Source organism: Winogradskyella psychrotolerans (assembly GCF_018860545.1).
In the GTDB taxonomy this organism is placed as follows: Bacteria; Bacteroidota; Bacteroidia; order Flavobacteriales; family Flavobacteriaceae; genus Winogradskyella; species Winogradskyella psychrotolerans_A.
In genome coordinates this window covers 477123-501005 of the sequence record NZ_JAHKPN010000011.1, presented here as the reverse complement: position 1 = coordinate 501005, position 23883 = coordinate 477123, and the positions used below count along the sequence as shown (strand labels likewise).

At 35.1% G+C, this 23883-nt stretch carries 15 protein-coding genes and 1 riboswitch; of the genes, 7 read left to right on the top strand and 8 right to left on the bottom strand.

Annotated features, from left to right (window positions below):
* Positions 1-255: 255 nt before the first annotated feature.
* A riboswitch (SAM riboswitch) is annotated at positions 256-379 on the bottom strand.
* Positions 380-481: 102 nt separating this feature from the next.
* On the bottom strand, positions 482-2029 hold the full coding sequence (locus KO515_RS05570; RefSeq protein ID WP_215935558.1) for a hypothetical protein: 1548 nt from the start codon (positions 2027-2029) through the stop codon (positions 482-484).
* Between the two features lie 148 nt (positions 2030-2177).
* On the opposite strand from KO515_RS05570, the gene KO515_RS05565 reads away from it, so the two are divergent.
* The 5 genes from KO515_RS05565 to KO515_RS05545 are packed head-to-tail and all read left to right on the top strand — an operon-like array spanning position 2178 to position 9077.
* Positions 2178-3353, top strand: coding sequence for a 2-isopropylmalate synthase (locus KO515_RS05565; protein WP_215935381.1), 1176 nt, complete (start codon positions 2178-2180; stop codon positions 3351-3353).
* A 3-nt stretch (positions 3354-3356) separates the two neighbouring features.
* On the top strand, positions 3357-4739 hold the full coding sequence (leuC, locus tag KO515_RS05560; protein WP_215935380.1) for a 3-isopropylmalate dehydratase large subunit: 1383 nt from the start codon (positions 3357-3359) through the stop codon (positions 4737-4739).
* Entirely contained in the window at positions 4739-5329 is a 591-nt protein-coding gene (gene leuD, locus KO515_RS05555; protein WP_215935379.1) for a 3-isopropylmalate dehydratase small subunit, read from the top strand. The genes leuC and leuD overlap by 1 nt, the downstream gene beginning before the upstream one ends.
* A 44-nt stretch (positions 5330-5373) precedes the next feature.
* Complete coding sequence (gene leuB / locus KO515_RS05550; RefSeq protein WP_215935378.1) at positions 5374-6492, top strand: 3-isopropylmalate dehydrogenase; 1119 nt, start codon at positions 5374-5376, stop codon at positions 6490-6492.
* Between the two features lie 5 nt (positions 6493-6497).
* Positions 6498-9077: a phosphoenolpyruvate carboxylase gene (locus KO515_RS05545; protein ID WP_215935377.1), complete on the top strand. Its 2580-nt coding sequence runs from the start codon at positions 6498-6500 to the stop codon at positions 9075-9077.
* A gap of 185 nt (positions 9078-9262) precedes the next feature.
* Here KO515_RS05545 and KO515_RS05540 read toward each other — a convergent pair whose 3' ends face one another.
* Both KO515_RS05540 and KO515_RS05535 read right to left on the bottom strand, forming a co-directional pair.
* On the bottom strand, positions 9263-10558 hold the full coding sequence (locus KO515_RS05540; RefSeq protein ID WP_436800006.1) for an ammonium transporter: 1296 nt from the start codon (positions 10556-10558) through the stop codon (positions 9263-9265).
* 31 nt (positions 10559-10589) lie between these two features.
* A complete protein-coding gene (locus tag KO515_RS05535; protein WP_215935375.1) occupies positions 10590-11651 on the bottom strand; it encodes an outer membrane beta-barrel protein in 1062 nt (353 codons plus the stop codon).
* A 441-nt stretch (positions 11652-12092) separates the two neighbouring features.
* On the opposite strand from KO515_RS05535, the gene gltB reads away from it, so the two are divergent.
* Positions 12093-16601: a glutamate synthase large subunit gene (gene gltB / locus KO515_RS05530; RefSeq protein ID WP_215935374.1), complete on the top strand. Its 4509-nt coding sequence runs from the start codon at positions 12093-12095 to the stop codon at positions 16599-16601.
* A gap of 77 nt (positions 16602-16678) precedes the next feature.
* Positions 16679-18142: a glutamate synthase subunit beta gene (locus KO515_RS05525; RefSeq protein WP_215935373.1), complete on the top strand. Its 1464-nt coding sequence runs from the start codon at positions 16679-16681 to the stop codon at positions 18140-18142.
* A 137-nt stretch (positions 18143-18279) separates the two neighbouring features.
* On the opposite strand, the gene argH is transcribed toward KO515_RS05525, so the two are convergent.
* The 5 genes from argH to KO515_RS05500 all read right to left on the bottom strand — a co-directional run bounded on the left by argH (position 18280) and on the right by KO515_RS05500 (position 23868).
* Positions 18280-19560: an argininosuccinate lyase gene (gene argH / locus KO515_RS05520; RefSeq protein WP_215935372.1), complete on the bottom strand. Its 1281-nt coding sequence runs from the start codon at positions 19558-19560 to the stop codon at positions 18280-18282.
* Between the two features lie 246 nt (positions 19561-19806).
* Entirely contained in the window at positions 19807-20868 is a 1062-nt protein-coding gene (locus KO515_RS05515) for a M20 family metallo-hydrolase (protein ID WP_215935371.1), read from the bottom strand.
* The gene (gene argB, locus KO515_RS05510; RefSeq protein ID WP_215935370.1) at positions 20865-21641 is read right to left on the bottom strand and encodes an acetylglutamate kinase; all 777 of its coding nucleotides are present in this window, start codon (positions 21639-21641) and stop codon (positions 20865-20867) included. The genes KO515_RS05515 and argB overlap by 4 nt, the downstream gene beginning before the upstream one ends.
* Before the next feature lie 129 nt (positions 21642-21770).
* Positions 21771-22706: an acetylornithine carbamoyltransferase gene (locus KO515_RS05505; protein ID WP_215935369.1), complete on the bottom strand. Its 936-nt coding sequence runs from the start codon at positions 22704-22706 to the stop codon at positions 21771-21773.
* A 34-nt stretch (positions 22707-22740) separates the two neighbouring features.
* Positions 22741-23868 (bottom strand): aspartate aminotransferase family protein, encoded by a 1128-nt coding sequence (locus KO515_RS05500; protein ID WP_215935368.1) that lies wholly within the window; start codon positions 23866-23868, stop codon positions 22741-22743.
* Positions 23869-23883 lie beyond the last annotated feature (15 nt).

The following is a 23883-nucleotide window of genomic DNA, read 5'->3' as shown; positions in this document are numbered from 1 at the left end:
ACAAGTTTAATGGAGTAAAAAGCATCTTTTTCGCTTATACTTCAAAATAAAAATTTACCGTAGCTACAGCTATGCTAAATGTTTCTTTCTCGTCTAATCAAAAAATCTATCTGTTTCCTCTTCATCAATCTTGCACAACAAATAGCACGATTAAACCAAAAGCCAAATAAGCCTCTTATGTTCTTTGAACGTGAAGCGTACTTAATAGAAAAATATTAAAAAGAAAATGCTAATTACAGATGGGTAATTAGTCTTGAGTTATCTATCCAATTTTTCGATTAATGAATCAAATAATTAAGTAGAATTTAGCACCTTCTTAGTAAATCTAAGGGTTGCTAAGGCTTCATTGGGTCATTCCCTCCGCCTTTCTTGATAACATTTCAGTAAGTGTTTGAACTTTGTGAGCACAAATATTGCAATACAAAATCTACAAATCCAAATAATTTTACGATTTTATGACTTTTTTATGAAATTCTTAGAATTATGAAGTTTTCTTTAGTAAATACTTAGTTTGAATAATCTCGCTTACCGGTTTGTTTTCAATTTTACTTTCTAGCCAAGAAATAATATCGAGATATAAAAAGGCGCGTCGCTCGTAAGGATGATCTTCAAAAGTCTTTAGGGTTTTGTGTAATTCCTTGAATGCATTTTTAAGATCGTGCGGGTAAATATCTTGAAGGCCTCTAATAAATTTTATCATCTCCTTTTGCACTTCATGCAGATCATTCATCTTAATTAAAAACTTATATGTGCTACGCAAAAGGGTTTCTAAATGATAATCTAAACCGGCTTCATAATGGGCAACAAGATTTAAAACTCTTGAGAAACAAAGTAAATCTTCGCGCATAGAAAGCGTTTTGTTTGAGATAATTTTATCTAAATATTTTATACACGCTTTATTGTTGCCAGCGCCAAATTGTAAACTGGCAAATTTGTAATAAAATATCATTTTATGGTGCGGATCAATTCTGTCATTAAACGGAATTAAAGCTTTTTCAATTTTAGGAATTAAGTCTAGGCCTTCTTCAAAACTTCCATCTATAAAATGCTGGTTAATGCTATGAAAGTTGGTGTAAAGGAAAACTAAAGAGGCTACATTTTCATCTTTAGGGAAACTTGTATTGTTAACGGTCGCTTCAAATTCTGAAAATTTTTCTAAGAATTTAGGTTTGTTTCCAATAAAGAATAAGGCTTCTAAAAGATAGTTGTTCCCTTTTAAAAAGAAGACCGGATTCAAGTTAATCATACTTGGATTTTGGTAAAATAAATCGACCCATTTTGAAGCATATTTGTAGCAACTCAAAAAATCCTGAAGTAAAAAACTTTGCCACAAGTTTGCTTTATATAGCCATAGTTTTTCTCGAAATCCTAATTTTTCAATCTTCACTTTGGGAAGACGTTGGTTAAAATAATCAGTCACCATATGGGCTTCCTCTTCATTTCTAATGTAGCCTGTTTTTAGAATGGTACTATAAAGTTGAAGTGATAAATTAGAGAGTTTACTAGCGATGACATTTAGATAACTTAATTCTTTGGCTTGCACAGCTAATTCGTCGGCACGTGTACTAATGCTTCGTGTGATGTATTGAGATTCAATTACTTTTTCAAGCTCAACAATTTCAAAAGCAGAATTTTTTTCTTCATTTGCAATGGCTAATTCTTTGGCTTTATCTAAAATTTTTAAACTTTGTTTGTAAAGGCCTTTATGATACAAAATAGACGCAAAATCTTGTTGTTCTCTAATTTGTAATCGTACATTTTGATGCGAAGGATTCAGTTTTAAGCTTATTAAAATCTGTTTGTACAAATGTGCTTTTACATTAGCAAGTTGCTGTTTTTTTACAATGCCACTTTTTATGATATTGGCCTCATTATAGGATTTTGATTTATCTAAAAGATTGAAAAGATTTAAGAATTTTGAATCTGAATTCACACCAAGTCTCCCTACATAAAGTTTAAATTGTCGTTTTTCAGACTTTGTTAATGACTTTATGAGTGAAAATAAATTATCTTTTTGGTCTTTAGTTATCAATGTAAAATAGATTTATAAACCTGTTAATCAAGAATTTAAAATACATTTTGGCGACTGAACATCGTAAAGTTACACTATTAATAAAGTTTATCGCGATTTCAAAAACATATATTCGTTAGACAATACTATAAATATATTTTGATATATGTCAAATAACAACATACAAATCTTCGATACAACACTTCGCGATGGAGAGCAAGTTCCTGGTTGTAAATTAAATTCCGAACAGAAAGTCGTCATCGCAGAACAGCTAGATTTACTAGGTGTCGATGTGATTGAAGCCGGATTTCCAGTGTCTAGTCCTGGTGATTTTAAGTCGGTAGAAGCAATTTCAAAAATTGTAAAAAATGCAACGGTTTGCGGTTTAACGAGAGCTGTAGAAAATGATATAAAAGTAGCAGCAGAATCGTTACAATACGCAAAGAAAGGTAGAATTCATACCGGAATTGGTACTTCAGATTCTCATATCCTTCATAAATTTAAGTCTAACAGAGAAGCGATTATTGAACGTGCTTTTGAAGCTGTTAAATATGCTAAATCTTTTGTAGAGGATGTTGAGTTTTATGCAGAAGATGCAGGAAGAACAGATAACGAATATTTAGCAAGAGTTTGTGAAGCTGCGATTAGAGCAGGAGCAACCGTGTTGAATATTCCAGATACAACGGGCTATTGTTTGCCAAGTGAGTATGGTGCAAAAATCAAATATTTAAAAGAAAATGTAAAAGGTATTGAGAAGGCTATTTTGTCTTGCCATTGCCATAATGATTTAGGATTAGCAACAGCAAATTCTATTGAAGGAGTTATAAGTGGAGCGCGTCAAATAGAATGTACCATCAATGGTATTGGTGAGCGTGCCGGAAACACAGCTTTAGAAGAAGTAGTGATGGTATTAAAACAACATCCTTACCTAAATTTAGATACAAATATTAATACATCGATGTTATACGGAATGAGCCAATTGGTGAGTGATAGCATGGGTATTTATACACAGCCCAATAAAGCGATTGTTGGAGCTAATGCTTTTGCGCATAGTTCTGGGATTCATCAAGATGGTGTCATAAAGAATAGAGCAACTTACGAAATAATTGATCCAAAAGATGTTGGAGTTACGGAATCGGCTATTGTGCTTACGGCACGAAGTGGACGAGCAGCTTTGGCTTATAGAGCAAAAAATGTAGGTTATGAACTTACTAAATTGCAGTTAGATGATGTGTACGCTAACTTCTTAAGTTTTGCAGATAGAAAAAAAGAAATCAATGATAGTGATATTCATCAAATTATTGAGACGAGTAATGTGTATCAACAAATAATTTCAGCATAATAGATGGGTAAAACATTATTCGATAAAGTCTGGGATTCGCATGTGGTCAGTAGTATAGAAAATGGACCACAGATACTATACATTGATAAACATTTAATACATGAGGTAACAAGTCCACAAGCTTTTAATGAATTAGAAGAACGTGGAATTCCTGTTTTTAGACCGAATCAGATTGTGGCGACGGCAGATCACAACACTCCAACTTTAAATCAGGATCAACCGATTAAAGATGATTTGTCTAGAAACCAATTAGAGCAATTATCAGAAAATTGTAAGAAAAATAATATAACATTATACGAATTAGGTCATAAGTACAACGGTATTGTGCATGTAATGGCTCCTGAATTAGGAGTGACGCAACCAGGCTTAACCATGGTCTGTGGAGATAGTCATACGTCTACACATGGTGCTTTCGGAGCCATTGCTTTTGGTATTGGAACAAGTCAGGTGGCTCAGGTTTTTGCGAGTCAGTGCTTGTTGCTTACCAAGCCAAAAAGTTTAAGAGTGACCGTAAATGGTAAATTGAAGAATGGTGTCTTACCAAAAGATGTTATTCTTTATATTATTTCAAAACTAGGTACTAATTCTGGTACAGGTTATTTCTGTGAATACGCTGGTAATGTTTTTGAAGATATGAGTATGGAGGGGAGAATGACCGTTTGTAATATGAGTATTGAAATGGGTGCACGTGGTGGTATGATAGCGCCAGATGAAACGACTTTTAATTATGTAAAAGGCAAAGAATTTGCGCCTAAAGGTGATGATTTTGAAAAGAAAGTCGCCTACTGGAAAACGTTACCTACGGATGACGATGCTACATTTGATAAAGAATATAGCTTCGATGCAGAGGATATAGAACCAATGATTACATACGGAACGAATCCAGGAATGGGAATTAAAATTTCTGAATCTATTCCTATGGATGAAAACCTGTCATTTAAAAAATCATTGGCGTATATGAATTTTGAAGCAGGTGAAAGTTTAATTGATAAACCTATTAATTTTGTGTTTATCGGGAGTTGTACCAATTCTAGAATTGAAGATTTTAGAGTGGCGGCAGATTATATAAAAGGTAAGAAAAAAGCTGAAAATGTTACTGCTTGGCTAGTGCCAGGAAGTAAACAAGTTGAAGCTCAAATCATAGAAGAGGGTTTAAAAACTATTTTTGATGAAGCCGGATTTGAATTGCGTCAGCCAGGATGTTCAGCGTGTTTAGCTATGAATGATGATAAGATTCCTCAAGGTGAATATTGTGTATCTACGTCAAACAGAAATTTTGAAGGTCGACAAGGACAAGGTTCCCGCACCATTTTAGCGAGTCCATTAGTGGCTGCAGCAACTGCTGTAGAAGGTAAAATTATAGATATTTCAAAGCAATTAAATTAATGGAAAAATTCACAACATTACAATCAAGAGCCATTCCATTACATATAGAGAATGTCGATACAGATCAGATTATTCCTGCGCGTTTTTTAAAAGCAACGGATAGAAAAGGATTTGGTGACAATGTCTTTAGAGATTGGAGATATCATAAAGATGGCACAATAAATACGGATTTTGTACTAAATGATTTAACATATTCAGGAACTATTTTAGTTGCTGGAGATAACTTTGGGTGCGGCTCTAGTAGAGAACACGCAGCATGGGCTATTACAGACTTTGGTTTTAAAGTGGTTGTGTCTAGTTTTTTTGCAGACATATTTAAAGGAAATGCCTTGAATAATGGATTGTTGCCAGTACAGGTGTCACCGGCATTTTTAAGTGACTTAATGCAGAAAATCGTGTCCAAACCAGAGACGGTATTAGTCGTTAATCTCGAAAAGCAGACGATTTCAGTTAAAGATTCAGAATTATCCGAAAATTTTGAAATTGATGCTTATAAAAAAACATGTATGATCAATGGATACGATGATATTGATTATCTTGTCAATAATAAAGAACAAATTGAAGCTTTTGAAGCTCATAAAATATACTAATTAATTAAACCTAAGGGTTCCGTTGATCCGGAAACGATTTTTTGATGAAATTAAATATAGCAGTTTTACCAGGTGATGGTATTGGTCCAGAAGTAACAAGTCAAGCGATAAAAGCGTTGAAAGCGATTGCTTCAGAATTTAATCACAATTTTAAATTTACAACAGCAGATGTTGGAGCTGTTGCTATCGATAAACATAATGATGCCTTGCCTGATGCAACATTGGATTTATGTAAAAATACGGATGCCATATTATTTGGTGCTATTGGTGATCCAAAATATGATAATGACCCTTCTGCAAAAGTCCGACCAGAACAAGGTTTGCTTAAATTGCGTAAAGAATTAGGGTTGTATGCTAATATTAGACCGGTTAAAGCTTATAAAACCTTATTAGAAAAGTCTCCCTTAAAAAAACATATTATTGAAGGTACGGATATTTCTATTTATAGAGAATTGACAGGTGGTATCTATTTCGGAGAAAAACAGTTGTCGGAAGATGGAAATGAGGCTTCAGATTTGTGTTCTTATTCTCGTGAAGAAATAGAGCGCGTTGCTCATTTGGCCTTTGTAGCTGCTGAACATAGAAGTCATAAGGTCACTTTAGTAGATAAAGCAAATGTTTTAGAAACTTCTAGACTTTGGAGAAAAGTAGTTAAGGAAGTTGCTGAGGAATATCCAGATGTAACACTCGATTTCTTATTTGTGGATAATGCAGCAATGCAAATGATTTTAAACCCAAAACAATTTGATGTTATTCTTACGGAGAATATGTTTGGTGATATTATTAGCGACGAAGCTAGTGTTATTGGTGGTTCTATAGGGTTGTTAGCGTCGGCATCAGTTGGAGATAAATATGCAATGTTTGAGCCTATACACGGTTCTTATCCGCAAGCAGCTGATAAAGGAATTGCTAATCCTATAGCGTCAATTTTATCTGCCGCTATGTTGTTGAGTCACTTTGAGTTGCATAATGAAGCCGAATTAATTAGGTTAGCAGTAGAAAAATCATTAAAATTAAACATTACAACACCAGATATAAATTCGGTGGTTAATACCGTGACAACCTCGAATGTTGGTGATTTTGTTGAGGATTTTATTTACAATCCAAAAGATACAAACCTTAATTTTAAAAACATACATCTCGGTCAATCAACAATCATATAAAACAAATGCCTACACAGCCAAAGCTTACAAGATTTAATCAAAACGTATTGTCCAAATATCAAATATACAACAGTATATTTATGACTTTACCGTTTGACAGTATAACAAAAACAGGAGCTTTGCTACCGTTGTTTCATGAAACTTGTCAAAAAGGATTTGCACATAAAGAGAATCCTACAGTAATTGTAGATTCGTTTTTTAAGAAATATCAAGCCAGACGTACACCTGAAAGTCAAATTAATTTATTATTTCGGTTTATTCAATATATAGAACGACAAGTGGTGTTGTTTGATGCTATTGAAGATGCTGCATTTCCGATAGTAAATAACATGGATGGTATTGGAACTTTACGAAGCCTAAAAGAATCTATTACTGCTGAAAATAAATTGGAGACGCTTCAAAAATATCTAGAAGAATTTAAAGTACGTATTGTTTTAACGGCACACCCAACACAATTTTATCCAGGTTCTGTTTTAGGAATTATTACCGATTTAACGGAGGCTATTCGTGAAAATGATTTACTTAGAATCAATGATTTACTGGCGCAATTGGGTAAAACACCATTTTTTAAACACGAAAAACCATCTCCTTTTGATGAGGCTGTGAGTCTAATTTGGTACTTAGAGAATGTGTTTTATAAATCTTTTGGAACTATTTTCGATTACATTCAGCAGAATATCTTTGATGGTAAGGAAATAGATAATGATATTATAAATATAGGATTCTGGCCAGGTGGAGATAGAGATGGAAATCCATTTGTTACTCCAGAAATTACGTTAAAAGTTGCTGGAAGATTACGATTGTCTATTATAAAAAATTACTATAGAAATATAAGACAGTTAAAGCGAAAGTTAACATTTCAGGGTGTTGAAGATAGAATGGCTAACTTGGAGAATAAGCTTTATGGTATCATCACCAATGAGGATTCAGACTTAACATTAGGCCATTTAGTGTCAGAATTGAAGACTGTGAAACAAGTGATTATAGAGAAACACCAATCGCTCTATTTGGAAGAAATAAACAGTCTTATAAATAAAACGCATTTGTTTGGTTTTCATTTTGCCAACCTAGACATCCGTCAAGATAGTAGAAAGCACGATCAGTTTTTTAACGATATGGTCAATGCGTTGATTGATAGCGGAAGTGCTATATTTCCACAAAATTATCACGATTTATCGGTTGCAGAACAAGTTAAGATTTTGTCTAAGGTTGAAGGTGAAGTTGATTTAGATCTAATTAAAGATGAGGAAACGTTAATGGCTTTAAATACAATGAAAGCGATTAAAACGATTCAACAAACTAATGGTGAAAAAGCGGCGAATCGTTACATTATTAGTAATAATCAAACCACACTCAATGTGATGCAATTATTTGCGATGTTGAAGTTGGTGGCATTTCATGATGAATTAACCGTAGATATTGGACCGCTGTTTGAAACAATTACAGATTTAGAAAATGCGCCTGCTGTAATGGAGGAGTTGTATACTAATCCTGAATATGCGACACATTTAAAGTCTAGAGGAAATAGACAAACCATAATGCTTGGTTTCAGTGATGGGACTAAAGATGGTGGTTATTTAATGGCTAATTGGGCTATTTTTAGAGCAAAAGAAGCACTAACTACGGTGTCTAGAAAATATGACGTTAAAGTTATTTTCTTTGATGGTCGTGGTGGACCTCCAGCGCGTGGTGGTGGAAAAACACATAATTTCTATGCCTCCTTAGGGCCAACTATTGAAGATGAAGAAGTTCAGCTTACCATACAAGGGCAAACAATTAGTTCTAATTTTGGAACCTTAGAATCGTCGCAATACAATCTTGAGCAATTAATTAGTTCAGGTATTGGTAATAGTATTGGTGAGGAGAATTTGATTATGTCTCCAGAGAACCGAGAGGTAATGACGGATTTATCTAATCGCAGTTATAAAGCGTATTCAGATTTTAAAGCGCATCCAAAATTCATTTCGTATTTGGAACATATGAGTACCCTAAAATATTATGCAAAAACTAATATTGGAAGTCGTCCTTCTAAACGAGGAAAAGCAGAAGGTTTGGTCTTTGAAGATTTAAGAGCCATTCCATTTGTAGGCTCTTGGAGTCAGTTGAAACAGAATGTACCGGGCTTTTTTGGAGTAGGAACCGCATTAAAGCATTATGAAGATATTGGTGAGTTTGATAAAGCACAGCATTTGTTTAAAACATCAAGTTTCTTTAAAACATTGATTGAAAATAGTATGATGTCATTATCAAAATCGTTTTTCGATTTAACACGATATATGTCTGATGATGCAGAATATGGTGAATTCTGGAATGTGATTCATAATGAATATGAAACTTCAAAGCGTTTAATTTTAAAGCTTACGGGTTATAAAGAGCTAATGCAAGAAGAACCATCTGGAAAAGCATCAATTGCTGTTAGAGAATCTATTGTTTTACCATTATTGACTATTCAGCAATATGCTTTAAAGAAAATTCAAGAGCTTGAATCAGCTGAGGTACGAGACGAGGAGCAGATTAAAATCTTTGAAAAGATGGTGACACGATCGTTGTTTGGTAACATCAATGCCAGTCGTAATTCGGCATAAAAACAATCATTTAATATTATAAAAAAAATGAATCCTTAGAGGTGTAAAACTTCTAAGGATTTTTTTTATGTACAGGAATTAAGTTGTATAAATGCAAAAACCCTCGAAGATTAAGCTTCGAAGGTTTTTATTCTAACAACTAAATTAATTATCAATTAAAACTTACGTGAAAGAATTAATAGGAATTATCTTTCTCTTTTTCCTGGGTAGGCAATTTCACCGTGTTCAGAAAGGTCAAGACCAACTAGTTCTTCTTCTTCGCTTACTCTAAGACCCATTGTAGATTTCAATATTTTTAGAATAATGAATGATAAGACAACAGCCCATACACCGTAAGCTAAAGCACCAGTAGCTTGAACACCTAATTGTGAAAATCCTCCACCATTAAATAGGCCTATTCCTGTTTCGCCATCGATTCCCCAAAGGCCAATAACAAGTGTTCCCCAAACTCCAGCAACACCATGAACAGAGGCTGCGCCAATAGCATCATCAATTTTAAGTTTCTTTTCTATAATTTCTATAGAAAATACGACGATGATCCCGCCAATTAGTCCAGCTAAAACGGCACCAGTGGTCGACATGTTTCCGCAGCCAGCAGTAATACTTACTAAACCAGCTAAAGCTCCGTTTAAAGTTTGTGGTAGATTTGGTTTTCCGTACCAGATCCATGTCGTTATTAATGCTCCTAAACCACCTGCAGCTGCTGCTAAATTTGTTATTAAAACAACATTAGAAGCTGCGATAGCGTCGTCTCCTCCCCAAGCGAGTTGAGATCCTCCGTTAAATCCGAACCATCCTAACCATAGGATAAATACACCTAATGTGGCAAGAATTTGATTGTGTCCTGGAATAGCCATTACTTTTCCATCTACAAATTTTCCAATTCGTGGTCCAACCATATATGCAGCTACTAATGCAGCCCATCCACCAACAGAGTGTACAATTGAAGATCCTGCAAAATCAATAAAACCAAGTTCGGTTAACCAACCAGAACCTTGCCATTGCCATCCACCAGCAATAGGGTAGATTAATGCAGTCATTACGATTGAAAATATAGCATATGTAGAATATTTTGTTCTACCTGCAATAGCTCCCGATACAATGGTTGCAGCTGTAGCGGCGAACATGGTTTGGAATAATAAATCAGCTCCTTCACCTTGCATTATACCACTCCAGAAAAACCATCCGTTTGAAGTATCTCCATACATTAAAGAGTAGCCTACAAACCAGTAAGTTAATGAGCCTACACAAATATCGAGTAGGTTTTTCATGGCGATATTAGCCGCGTTTTTAGAGCGTGTCATTCCTGTTTCAACTAATGTAAAACCAGCTTGCATAAAGAATACCAGGATAGCAGATAGTAGCATCCAAAGCATTCCCATGTCGCCGTTTATTGCGGCAACTGCAGCTTCGACTTCAGTAGGTTCAGCAGCATCTTGCACTGCTGCTAGAGTTGGGAGTATTGTTAAGAAATTAGGTATCATATATAAAAGTGTTAGTTAGTATTTTGGTTTAGAACGAGTAGATTGCAGCTAAAGTAAATGCGGCTAAACTACTCATATCTTCTCCGTCAGCATCGAAGAAAGCAGCATCGTTATTGCTCCATGAGTCTAATCTTACTTCTGGTTTAATAATTAGGTTGCTGTCTACTACGTAACTTCCTGTTACTGTAAGACCAATAACGCTAGGTAAATCGTCTCCTTCTTCTGCGTGGAATCCGTAATATTCCCCTCTTAGACCGAGTGCAAACTCTTCAGATAGTGTGTATTGTGGATATAGAGCTGCTCCATGAAATCCATTTTTAAAATCATCACTAGCTACTACGCCGTCGTCATTGTAGTAATAAGAAGATGTTTGGTAAGCGGCATTAATTCCTAAGAAGAAATCATCAGAAAGGTCAAAACCACCTGTGTAATCAATTTCAAATCCTAAGCCAGCGTTGGCTCCACTGTCGTAGTATAAGTTGAGGTACTGTCCTTTGTATCCAAGTTGCGCTCCAAAAGAATATTCACCTGTAGTTGAGGTGTCGTTAGTGTCCCAAGGATTCATAACTGCTAACATTAAGCTAAAATCATCAGATAAAGCGAAATCTGCTTTTAAGCCCATATGAGAAAAAGGTCCGCTAGAGAATAAATAAGATGTACTATAGTTAAAGTTTGCTGCTGGTGCAATAACTTCATATCCTAAAAACGTATTAAAACGTCCCATAGTTAAAGTTGTTGTTTCAGAAACATTCCAATAAACATAAGCTTGGTTTACAATACCGTCAACAATATCGGTGTTAAAAGTAGCGCTACCACCTCTTGGGCCTGTAACTAAATCAAGTACTGCACCTACTTTGCCGCTTTCGTAGCTAGCAATAATGTTACCCATACCTAAGGCAAACCCTGTTTGGTCTGCAAAAGCAGTTCCGAAGGCTTGTCCTGAATCATCAGAAGCATTTATTAAGGTTTGGTAATAAGCGTCGACACTTCCAGATATGGTGAGTTTTTTTTCAGTTGCAACATCTGTAGAGTCTTGTGCAGTTAATACTATTGACATTAATAGTAAACTTAATGTTAAAATTTTTTTCATAATAGTCGATTTTAAATAGTTAGTTCGACTCAAATCTATGTAATCTTTGTTTATACCCTATTAAAAATTGGGTTTAATATTTGATTTTTATGAATATAAAGTTTTATACCCTATAATTTTTAGGGTGAATAAAAAATATGCTAATTTTTTTGGTATATCAATAATTTCAATTTGTTTAAAACGAAATTTTAGCATTGGTTTTGTGTGTTATTTTTAATGTTTAATGCGTTTAAAAATCGTTTTCGTAATATTTTAAGTTTTTTATTAGGGAATAATCATTGGTTAATTATTAGAATTTGTTGTTATTATTGCAATATTTTCATTTAGAATGCACTTAACTAGTGATATGAAAAAAGTGTTTCAACTATTTTTATTATTAAATTTATGCATATATATTAGAGGAGTAATAAGGTGTAAAAACCTTTAAATTTTTAATAAAATATGTTTAAGAAGCAAGGGCTTTATTTGCCGGAATTTGAACACGAAAATTGTGGTGCAGGATTCATCTGTAATTTAAAAGGAGAAAAGACAAATCAAATTATACATGATGCCTTAGAAATCCTAGTAAAATTAGAGCATCGTGGTGGTGTAAGTGCAGATGGAAAAACAGGGGATGGAGCGGGTTTATTAATTGATATTCCACATGCTTACTTTAAGCGTGTTTGTGGTTTTAAAGTGCCTGTAAAAGGGAAGTATGCTGTGGGTATGGTTTTCCTGCCAAAAAATAGAAATCAATACAAGTTTTGTAAAGATACGTTTGAAAAAGAAATCATCGCTCAAGGACTTACCGTTATAGGTTGGAGAGAAGTGCCTGTGGATTCTACTCAATTGGGTGAAATTGCCCTAGCGTCTGAGCCCAATATTGAGCAATTATTTGTTGGAAAATCTAATGAAGTTTCTGAGGCTAATTTTAAAGCAAAATTGTATGCGGCACGTAAAATAACTGAGCATACGGTTAGGAAATCTAAGATGTCACAAAGTTCGTATTTCTATGTGTCTAGTTTGTCCATGAATACACTTATATATAAGGGTATTATTATGCCTGAAGATATCGGGCCTTATTACAAAGATTTACAAGAAGATGATTTGGTGACGCGCTTAGCATTGGTGCATCAGCGTTTTTCTACGAATACAATGCCGACATGGGAGTTAGCGCAACCATTCCGATTTATGTGTCAGAATGGAGAAATTAATACACTGAGAGGAAATGTCAGTAGAATGCGGGTTCGTGAGGAAATCATGAAAAGTGATGTGTTCGGTCCTCAAATTGAAAAATTATTTCCAATCATATTACCAGGAAAGTCAGATTCGGCTTCAATGGATATGGTTGTTGAATTATTAACGCATACAGGTCGTTCATTGCCAGAGGTAATGATGATGATGATTCCAGAAGCATGGGAAAAGCATAAGACAATGTCTGAAGAGCGCAAGGCGTTCTATGATTATAATGCCTGTATTATGGAACCTTGGGATGGACCAGCTTCTGTGCCGTTTACCGATGGTAACTATATTGGAGCACTGTTAGATAGAAATGGTTTAAGACCATCGCGATATACCGTAACCAAAAGTGGTAAATTAATTATGTCTTCAGAAATTGGAGTGGTTGATATTGCGCCAGAAGATGTCGAAAGTCATGGGCGATTAGAACCGGGAAAGATGTTTTTGGTAGATATGAACCAGGGACGAATCATTAATGATGAAGAAATAAAAAGTAAAATTGTAAAAGAAAGACCATATCAAGAATGGTTAGATAAAACAAGATTACATCTTAAAGATATTCCATATACCGGTGAAACCTGTCCAATAGAATCTTTAGATATTAAAACAAGACAGCGTTTATTTAATTATACATACGAAGATATTCAGGAAGTCATCACACCAATGGCTCAAAACTCCAAAGAAGCTCTAGGCTCTATGGGGACAGATACACCCTTAGCTGTATTGTCAAACAAACCGCAATTAATTTCAAACTATTTTAAACAATTATTCGCTCAGGTGACCAATCCACCTTTAGATGGTATTAGAGAAGAAATTGTCACTGATATTAGTTTAGCCTTAGGTAAGGACAGGAATATATTCAGTATTACGGAGCGACAATGTAGAAAGTTGAAAATTCAGAATCCCGTAATATCAAATGATGATTTAGATAAAATTAGAAACATTAAAGTTGAAGGTTTTAAGGCCGAAACTGTTGAAATGTTATACCAAAAAGACAGAGGTTTAAATGGACTAGAAGATGCTTTAGATAATATCATTGTTCAAATTGAAAAAGCCTTAGTCCGAAAAACGAATATTATCATTTTATCAGATAGAGGTGTGAGTAAGGATATGGCTCCAATTCCACCATTACTCGCATGTTCTTATGTAAGTCATCAGATGAATCGTTTACGTAAGCGTTCTTATTTTGATATTATTATAGAATCGGCAGAGCCACGTGAACCACATCATTTTGCGACCTTATTTGGTTATGGTGCAAGCGCAGTTAATCCGTATATGGTGAATGAAATTATTAGAATGCAAGTTAAGGAAGGCTTCATTACTAATATGGATGAACAAAAAGCAGTTGATAATTTTAATAAAGCGATTGGTAAAGGAATTCTGAAAGTGATGAATAAAATTGGAATTTCAACCTTACGCTCTTACAGAGGGTCTCAAATTTTTGAAATCGTCGGGTTTAATTCTCAATTTGTTGAAAAATATTTCCCTTACACAACTTCAAGAATTGAAGGTATAGGATTATATGAAATTGAAAAAGAAATCGATAAACGTTACCAGCATGCCTATCCAGGTAATATACTCGACAAACGTTTAGGGTTAAATATTGGTGGAGATTATAGGTGGAGACGTAATGGTGAAAAGCATTTGTTTAATCCAACGACGGTTGCGAAATTACAACAAGCGGTAAGATTAAGTGATCAGGCGAGTTATGATGTTTATGCTAAAACGATTAATGAACAAGCAGAAAACTTAATGACCATTCGTGGGTTGTTTGAATTTAATAATATAGACCCCATACCAATTGAAGAAGTAGAGCCTTGGACCGAAATCGTAAAACGTTTTAAAACAGGGGCGATGTCTTATGGTTCAATTTCTCGTGAAGCGCATGAAAATCTAGCGATTGCGATGAACAGAATTGGAGGGAAATCTAATTCTGGAGAAGGAGGAGAAGACCGTAGACGTTTTCAACCAGATGTGAATGGAGATAGTAGAAATTCAGCCATAAAGCAAGTGGCTTCTGGTCGTTTTGGGGTGACGTCGCATTATTTAACCAATGCCAAAGAGATTCAAATAAAAATGGCTCAAGGTGCAAAACCTGGTGAAGGTGGTCAATTACCTGGTGAAAAAGTATTACCGTGGATTGCATCCGCTAGAAACTCTACACCATTTGTGGGATTAATTTCGCCACCACCACACCACGATATTTATTCGATTGAAGATTTAGCACAATTAATCTATGATTTAAAAAATGCCAATCGTGATGCTAGAATTAATGTGAAATTAGTGTCTGAAGTTGGTGTAGGAACCATTGCGGCTGGTGTTGCCAAAGCAAAGGCTGATGTTGTTCTCATTGCTGGTTATGATGGTGGAACAGGAGCATCTCCTTTAACGTCATTAAAACATGCAGGCTTACCATGGGAACTCGGTTTAGCAGAAGCGCAACAAACTTTAGTGCTTAATAACTTAAGAAGTAGAATTGTTGTAGAATGTGATGGTCAATTAAAAACAGGTCGAGATGTGGCTATTGCCGCCTTATTGGGAGCAGAAGAATTTGGTTTTGCAACAGCACCTCTTGTAGCTTCAGGTTGTATTATGATGCGTAAATGTCATTTAAATACCTGTCCGGTTGGAATTGCGACTCAAGATAAAGAGTTGCGTAAAAACTTCAAGGGCACACCAGAACATGTCATTAATTTCTTTTATTATATCGCGGAGGAATTACGAGGAATTATGGCAGAATTAGGCTTTAGATCTATGGCAGAAATGGTGGGTCAGACGCATAAGATTAATGCGAACAAAGCTATCAAGCATTATAAAGCGAAAGGTTTAGACTTGTCGTCAATATTACATCGACCTGTAGAATACAATCAAATGCCAGTTAAAAATTTGCAAAAACAAGAGCATAATTTAGATAATGTTTTAGATTTTAAAATCTTAAAAGATTCGCATCGCGCGTTGTATAGAAAAGAACAAATGACATTGGCATATCCAATTAAAAACACAAATCGCACAGTTGGAGCCATTGTAAGTAATGAAATTTCAAAAATATATGGTCATTTAGGCTTACCAGAAGATACATTGAATATCAATTTTGAAGGTTCAGCAGGACAAAGTTTCGGAGCTTTTGGGGCCCACGGATTAACGTTCAGATTGGAAGGAAATACAAATGATTATTTAGGAAAAGGATTGTCTGGTGCAAAACTAATTGTAAAGAAACCAACGCGAGCAGATTTTAAAGCAGAAGATAATATTATCATCGGAAATGTTTGCCTCTTTGGAGCAGTTGAAGGGCAGGCTTACATTAATGGAATTGCAGGAGAACGTTTTGCGGTTAGAAATTCTGGTGCAGTAGCAGTTGTTGAAGGAGTAGGCGATCACTGTTGTGAATATATGACTGGAGGTAAAGTGGTAGTTCTTGGTAAAACAGGACGAAACTTTGCTGCTGGTATGAGTGGAGGAATTGCGTATGTATATGACCCTGAATGTAAATTTATAAACGGGTTATGTAATATAGAAACGATAGAATTTGAGAAAATTTTAAAGAAAGATGCCAACGATTTAAAAGCATTAATTGAGAAGCATGTAAAATATACAGATAGCGAATTAGGAAAATCATTATTGAATGATTGGGAAACAAGCTTAAGTAATTTTGTTCGTGTAATGCCAACAGAATACAAGCGAGCTTTAAAACGTTTAGAGACAGAAGAACAAATGGTTGAAGAATTAGTGTAAGCTAAGGCAGAAGAAATAAGTTATAACACAATTAAATTTAGAAAGCAGGATGAGATTCCTGCCTTCGCAGGAATAAAATGGGAAAAGTAACAGGTTTTAAAGAATTCGAAAGGAAAGATGAATCCTACAAGCCGGTAAAGGATCGTGTAAAGCATTATGATGAGTTTACGGTTCCTTTAAAGGAAAAGGACATGACTGAACAAGGGTCGCGTTGTATGGATTGTGGCATCCCGTTTTGTCATAGTGGTTGTCCGTTGGGAAATCTAATTCCAGATTTTAACCATATGGTACATCAGGGAGAATGGCAAAAAGCCTCTTGGATACTGCATTCAACAAATAACTTCCCCGAATTTACTGGTCGTTTATGTCCTGCGCCTTGTGAGCAAGCTTGTGTTTTGGGTATTATTGAAGATCCAGTTTCGATTGAAAATATAGAAAAAAGCATCGTTGAACGTGCTTTTAAAGAAGGTTGGATTAAGCCACAGCCACCAAAAACAAGAACAGGAAAAACCATCGCAATTGTAGGTTCTGGACCTGCAGGTTTAGCGGCTGCTCAGCAATTAAACAGAGCAGGTCATACGGTTACTGTTTTTGAACGTGATGATGCTATTGGTGGATTACTGCGTTACGGCATTCCTAATTTTAAAATGGAAAAGGGCATCATAGATCGTCGTTTAGAGATTTTAAAAGCTGAAGGAATTGTCTTTAAAACTAATGTCAATGTTGGTGTGAATTATGAAATTACGGAATTAAAAAAGTTTGATGCCGTTGTCCTTTGTGGAGGTGCAACAGAACGAAGAAGTTTACCTACGCCAGGAATCGATGCGGATGGGGTAGTGCAGGCTATGGATTTCTTAACCCAACAAACCAAAGTTGTTTTCGGACAAAAAGTAAAAAATCAAATATTAGCGACTGGAAAAAATGTGATTGTTATTGGTGGAGGAGATACAGGGTCAGATTGTATTGGAACGTCTAATCGTCAAGGTGCAAAATCGGTTGTAAATTTTGAAATTATGCCAAAACCGCCAGGACATCGTTCTCCAGCAACACCTTGGCCATATTGGCCATTGCAATTAAAAACATCAACATCTCACAAAGAAGGTGTAGAACGTAATTGGCTAATTAATACTAAAGAATTTGTAACCAATGCTAAAGGTAAATTAACGGCTTTAAAAACAGTAAATGTTGAGTGGGAAATGGTGCCAGGAGAACGTCCTAAATTAATTGAAGTCGCTGGTACAGAAAAAACATGGAAATGTGATTTAGCTTTATTAGCATTAGGTTTTACAGGGCCAGAACCTACAATTGCTGATCAATTAGGTTTAGAGCGAGATGTACGTTCAAATTATAAGGCAGCATATGGCAAATATCAAACAAATATTCCCAATATATTCACCGCAGGAGATATGCGTCGTGGGCAATCCTTGATTGTTTGGGCAATTTCTGAAGGACGAGAAGCTGCACGTCAGGTTGATATTTACTTAATGGGTAAATCAGATTTGGCAACTAAAAATGAAGAAGGTGATTTGGTAGGTGTATAATATTAACTTTTTTCTGCTGCTATAAATTCTAAGGGTAGTCTTTTACTAGAGTAGAAATTTAAAAGCATCTGTTCTCAGATGCTTTTTTTTTATTTTAGATTCTGCAAGATTTTTAAACCTCGCAGAATCTAATATTATTAAGATTTGTTAGGAAACTTAGCTCTTATATCCTCCAAACACAGATTGTGGATACTCCCAATATGAGAGTGTTCTTTACCCAAATCGGGTTGGTAGGTTCCGGCTTGTACTTGTCCTCCAATTTTTTGATAGGCTTCTCTAAAACTCATGCCATCAACCACTAAATTATTAATGCTGTCTACGGTAAATAGGTATTGGTATTTCTCATCTGTGAGGTCAATATCTTTCACAATGATTTGTTGAATAGAATAATTAAAGATGTCTAAAATGTCCTTTACATCTTCAAAAGCATTGATGATGTTTTCTTTCAACAATTGAAAATCTCTGTGGTAACCACTTGGCAAATTATTGGTGATTAACAACATTTCAGAATGTAAAGCTTGAATTTTATTACACTTTCCTCTAATCAATTCAAACACATCAGGATTCTTTTTGTGTGGCATGATGCTACTTCCTGTGGTTAACTCATCTGGAAACGTAATAAATCCAAAATTCTGACTCATATATAAGCAAATATCCATTGCAAACCGCGCCATGGTGTTACATAAACCACCTAAAGCACTTGCGATTGCACGTTCACTTTTTCCTCTGCTCAATTGCGCAGCAACCACATTATATTTTAAGGTTGAAAATCCTAATTCTTTTGTTGTAATGTCTCTATCAATAGGAAATGAACTTCCGTAACCAGCAGCTGAACCTAATACATTTTGGTCTGTGATTTTTGACACGGCATTCAACACATATACATCATCAATTAACAACTCCGCATAAGCAGAAAACCATAATCCGAAAGACGATGGCATAGCAACTTGCAAATGCGTATAACCAGGTAAAAGTTGAGTTTTATGGCTTTCAGCTAGGCTTAAAAGTGTATCGAAAAACGTTTTAGTTTTGTCGTTTATGATTTGTAAATTTTCTTTATAATAGAGTTGAAGCGCCACTAAAACTTGGTCGTTTCTAGAACGTGCTGTGTGGATTTTTTTTCCGACATCACCTAAAGTTTTAGTCAATTCATGTTCAATTTTAGAATGGACATCTTCAAATGACTCTTCAATAATAAACGTTCCAGCGTTTATAGAATCAGCTAAAACTTTTAAACCTGATTTTAATTTTTCTAATTCGTCAGAAGTTATAATTCCGATAGATTCTAACATCACAGCATGCGCTCTTGAGGCTTCAACATCATATTTAGCAATATGCATGTCAATTTCTCTGTCGTTACCAACGGTAAATAATTCTATTTTTTTATCTATTGAATAGCCTTTGTCCCACAATTTCATAATATTCCTGCGAAAGCAGGAATCTCTGCTTTCATTTTTAGTTAAACTTTTATTCTTTTGTCATTCCTGCTTTTCGGCTATCGCTCAAGATAAACTTCTGTAGGAATCTATTTTTAATTTTTATGTATAGAGAATAGAAATAAGACCGCTTCACTGTTAGAAAATAGACTGCTTACTCATGTATAAGCATTTAAGTCTTGATTCTTGGCTCTTGTTTCTTCTTTCTTTACTCTGTTTTTATATTTTTTACAATACTTTCTCCAACAACTTTATATACAAGTCAACACCTTCTTCAATTTCCGCTAAATAAATAAATTCATCTGCTGTATGTGAACGTGTACTGTCACCAGGGCCTAATTTTAAAGAAGGACAACTTAAAACAGCTTGGTCAGAAAGGGTAGGTGATCCATAAGTTTCTCTATCGAGTTCAATTCCAGCTTCTACTAATTCGTGATTAATTGGAATAGAAGACGAGTTGAGTCGTAAACTTCGAGGTGTAATGCTAGTACATGGTGATTTTCTTTGTAATATTTCAGCAATTTGTTCATTAGTGTATTTGTCATTGACACGGACATCAATCACTAAATTTAATTCTGAAGGAATAGCATTATGTTGCTTGCCAGCATTAATTTGTGTAACCGTCATTTTTACATCACCTAATACGGGTGAATTTCTAGCAAACTGATATTCTTTAAACCATTTTAAAACTTCTATAGTGTTGTAAATGGCATTATCATCGTTAGGGTGCGCCGCATGACCTGCGGTTCCTTTTACCTTGGCATCAAAAACCACTAAGCCTTTTTCGGCAATGGCTAAATTCATTAACGTTGGTTCACCAACAATGGCCACATCTATTTTTGGAATGATGGACAACATGCTATTCAATCCGTTTGGTCCACTGCTTTCTTCTTCGGCAGAGGCCACAATGATTAAATTATAGTTGAGGTTTTTCTTATCATAAAAATATGTAAATGTCGCAATTAAAGAGACTAAACAGCCGCCAGCATCATTGCTTCCTAAGCCGTATAATTTGCCATCTTCAACAATGGCCTTAAATGGGTCTTTGGTGTAACCGTTATTTGGTTTTACAGTATCGTGATGTGAGTTTAGTAATAAGGTTGGTTTGCTCTCGTCAAAGTATTTGTTGGTTGCCCAAATGTTATGATTATTCCTTTTAAAAGGTACGTTGTGTGTTGTAAACCAATTTTCAATAAGCAAAGCTGTATGGTCTTCTTCCGAAGAAAACGACTGCGTTTCTATAAGTTGCTTCAGCAAAGCAATGGCTTCTGTTGTTAGTTGTTCAATCATTTTGTAATGGTTGTATGTTTATTGTTTGAGTTGAAAAGCATGTCTGATTTTCCAATACAAACTTTTTGGACGTTTTTATTTATGGCATGAAAGCAATTATCTAATTTTGGTAACATGCCTTCGAATATAATATTGTTTTCCTTTAATTGTGCGTAGCTTTCTGTATTGATGTTTTCAATAACAGAATCCTCATTGTCTACATCTTCGAGAACACCATTTTTTTCAAAACAATAGTATAATTCGGTGTTGAAAATTGATGATAAACCAATGGCTAATTCTGAAGCAATAGTGTCTGCATTAGTATTCAGTAATTGTCCGTTGGCATCATGGGTAATGGCACAAAAAACAGGGGTGATAGTATGGTTTAATAAAACTTCCAGAGCTTCTGTGTTCACTTGTTTTACATCTCCAACAAAACCATAATCGATGGTTTTAATTGGGCGTTTTTCTGAAACAATAGTATTGCCGTCAGCACCAGAGAACCCTACCGCATTACAATTATTGGCTTGTAATTGCGCCACTATGTTTTTGTTGATTTTTCCGGCATAAACCATGGTAATAATGTTTAAGGTTTCTGCATCCGTAATGCGTCGGCCTTCAGTCATTTGCACAGGAATATTCATCTGTTTGGCTAATTGAGTCGCTAATTTTCCTCCGCCATGCACCAAAACTTTAGGACCAGATATGGTCGCAAAATCTTTAATGAATCTAGCTAAGGCCTCTTCATTATCGATAATGTTTCCACCTATTTTTATGACTTTAATTGTTTTCATCTTGTTATTTTTGTCTTTCCTGTGTATAATGGAATCCATAATTGTTAGTTGTGGATTCCTGCCGGCGCAGGAATGACAGTGAATTAGACCTACAAGGTTTTTAAAACCTGCTAGGTCAGACGTTATAATTTATAAATCCTCTAAAATCTGCTTTAAAACAATTTGAGCAGCATACGTTCTATTATTTGCTTGTTTAATGACTATAGACTGCTCACTGTCTAACACGGCATCTTCAACAATCACATTTCGTCTTACAGGTAAGCAATGCATAAATTTTGCATGACCTAATTTGGCTTTTGTAAGCATCCAATTATCATCTTGACTCAATACTTTTCCGTAATCATTATAGCTACTCCAGTTCTTTACGTAAACGAAATCCGCATCCTTTAGTGCTTCTTCTTGGTTGTAATTTATTGGTGTGTCTTTAGTGATTGTTTCATTTAATTCGTAACCTTCAGGATGCGTAATGGTTAAATCCACTTCTAAATCTTGCATCATTTCTACAAATGAATTTGCAACCGCCTGTGGTAATGCTCTCGGATGTGGTGCCCAAGACAAAACGACTTTTGGCTTGGCTTTCTCTGTAAGTTCTGTTATTGTAATCGCATCCGCTAAAGCTTGTAATGGATGTGCTGTGGCACTTTCCATATTTACAATTGGCACAGTTGCGTATTTATTAAAGTTATTAAGAATATATTCCGTTTCATCTTTAGCCTTGTCTTGTAATGTAGGAAATGCTCTTACAGCAATAATATCTGCATATTGAGAAATCACTTGTGCAGCTTCTTTAATGTGTTCCGATGAGTTACCGTTCATAATGGTACCATCTTCAAATTCAATATTCCAGGCGTCATTGACGTTTAAAATCATGACATCCATGCCAAGGTTTTTTGCTGCTTTTTCGGTGCTCAATCGGGTTCTTAAACTCGAATTAAAAAACAGCATGACTAAGGTTTTATGTTTTCCTAAATCTTGAAATTCAAAAGGATTCATTTTTAATAAAATGGCTTCTTTGATGGTTTCAGACAAGTTAGAAATATCTTTTATTTTGGTGTAATTTTTCATATTCATTTCCCGCGAAAGTGGGAATCTCTTTTTATTAAACTAATTCTTGTTCTAACGCTTCAAAAAACACATCAATATGTTTTTTCTGAATCGTTAATGGTGGAAGTATTCTAATTAAATTAGGATTCTTAGCACTTCCTGTAAAAATATGATGGTCAAAAATTAATTTTTTCCGTAAGTCTGAAATTGGGAAATCAAACTCTAATCCCAACATTAATCCACGACCTTTTATCGATTTTAAGTTGGGTAATGATTTCGCTTTCTCTTGAAAATACTCTGAAATGTTTTTAGCATTTTCCATTAACTTTTCTTCTTCCAAAACCTCCAAAACCGAAAGCGTTGCAGCGCAAGCTAAATGATTGCCACCAAAGGTTGTTCCTAATAATCCAAAAGAAGCTTTAATGGAAGGGTGAATTAAAATCCCTCCAACCGGAAACCCATTTCCCATACCTTTAGCAATAGAAATAATATCTGGTGTGATGTTATGTTTTTGGTAGGCGAAAAAATCGCCAGTTCTTCCAAATCCAGATTGTACTTCGTCTGCAATAAATGCGGTGTTGTAGTGCTTGCAAAGGGTTTCTAACCCTTGGTAAAATTCCGTAGTACTCTGGTCTAAACCACCAACTCCTTGAATGAACTCAATAATAACAGCACAAGTTTGGTTTTGTTTTAAAATGATTTCCACAGCATTTAAATCTCCCAATTCTACAAAGTCAACCTCTTGTTGTGCATTAATTGGTGCTACAATTTTTGGGTTGTCGGTTGCGGCAACAGCAGCAGACGTTCTACCATGGAACGAGTTTTTAAATGCTAAAACTTTGGTTTTGCCATTATGAAATGATGCTAGTTTTAAAGCATTTTCATTGGCTTCAGCACCAGAATTACATAAAAACAATTGATAATCTTTACAGCCAGATATGGCTTCAAGCTTATCTGCTAATTCAACTTGCAATGGATTTTGAATCGCGTTACTGTAAAACCCTAGTTTTTCAACTTGATTAGAAATCGCGCTTACATATTTTGGGTGTGAATGTCCAATGGAAATCACGGCATGGCCTCCGTAAAGGTCTAAATATTCCACATTGTTATCGTCGTAAACATAAATGTCTTTTGCACTTACTGGTGTAATGTCGAAGAGTGGATATACATTAAATAAACTCATATTATTGTTACTTTA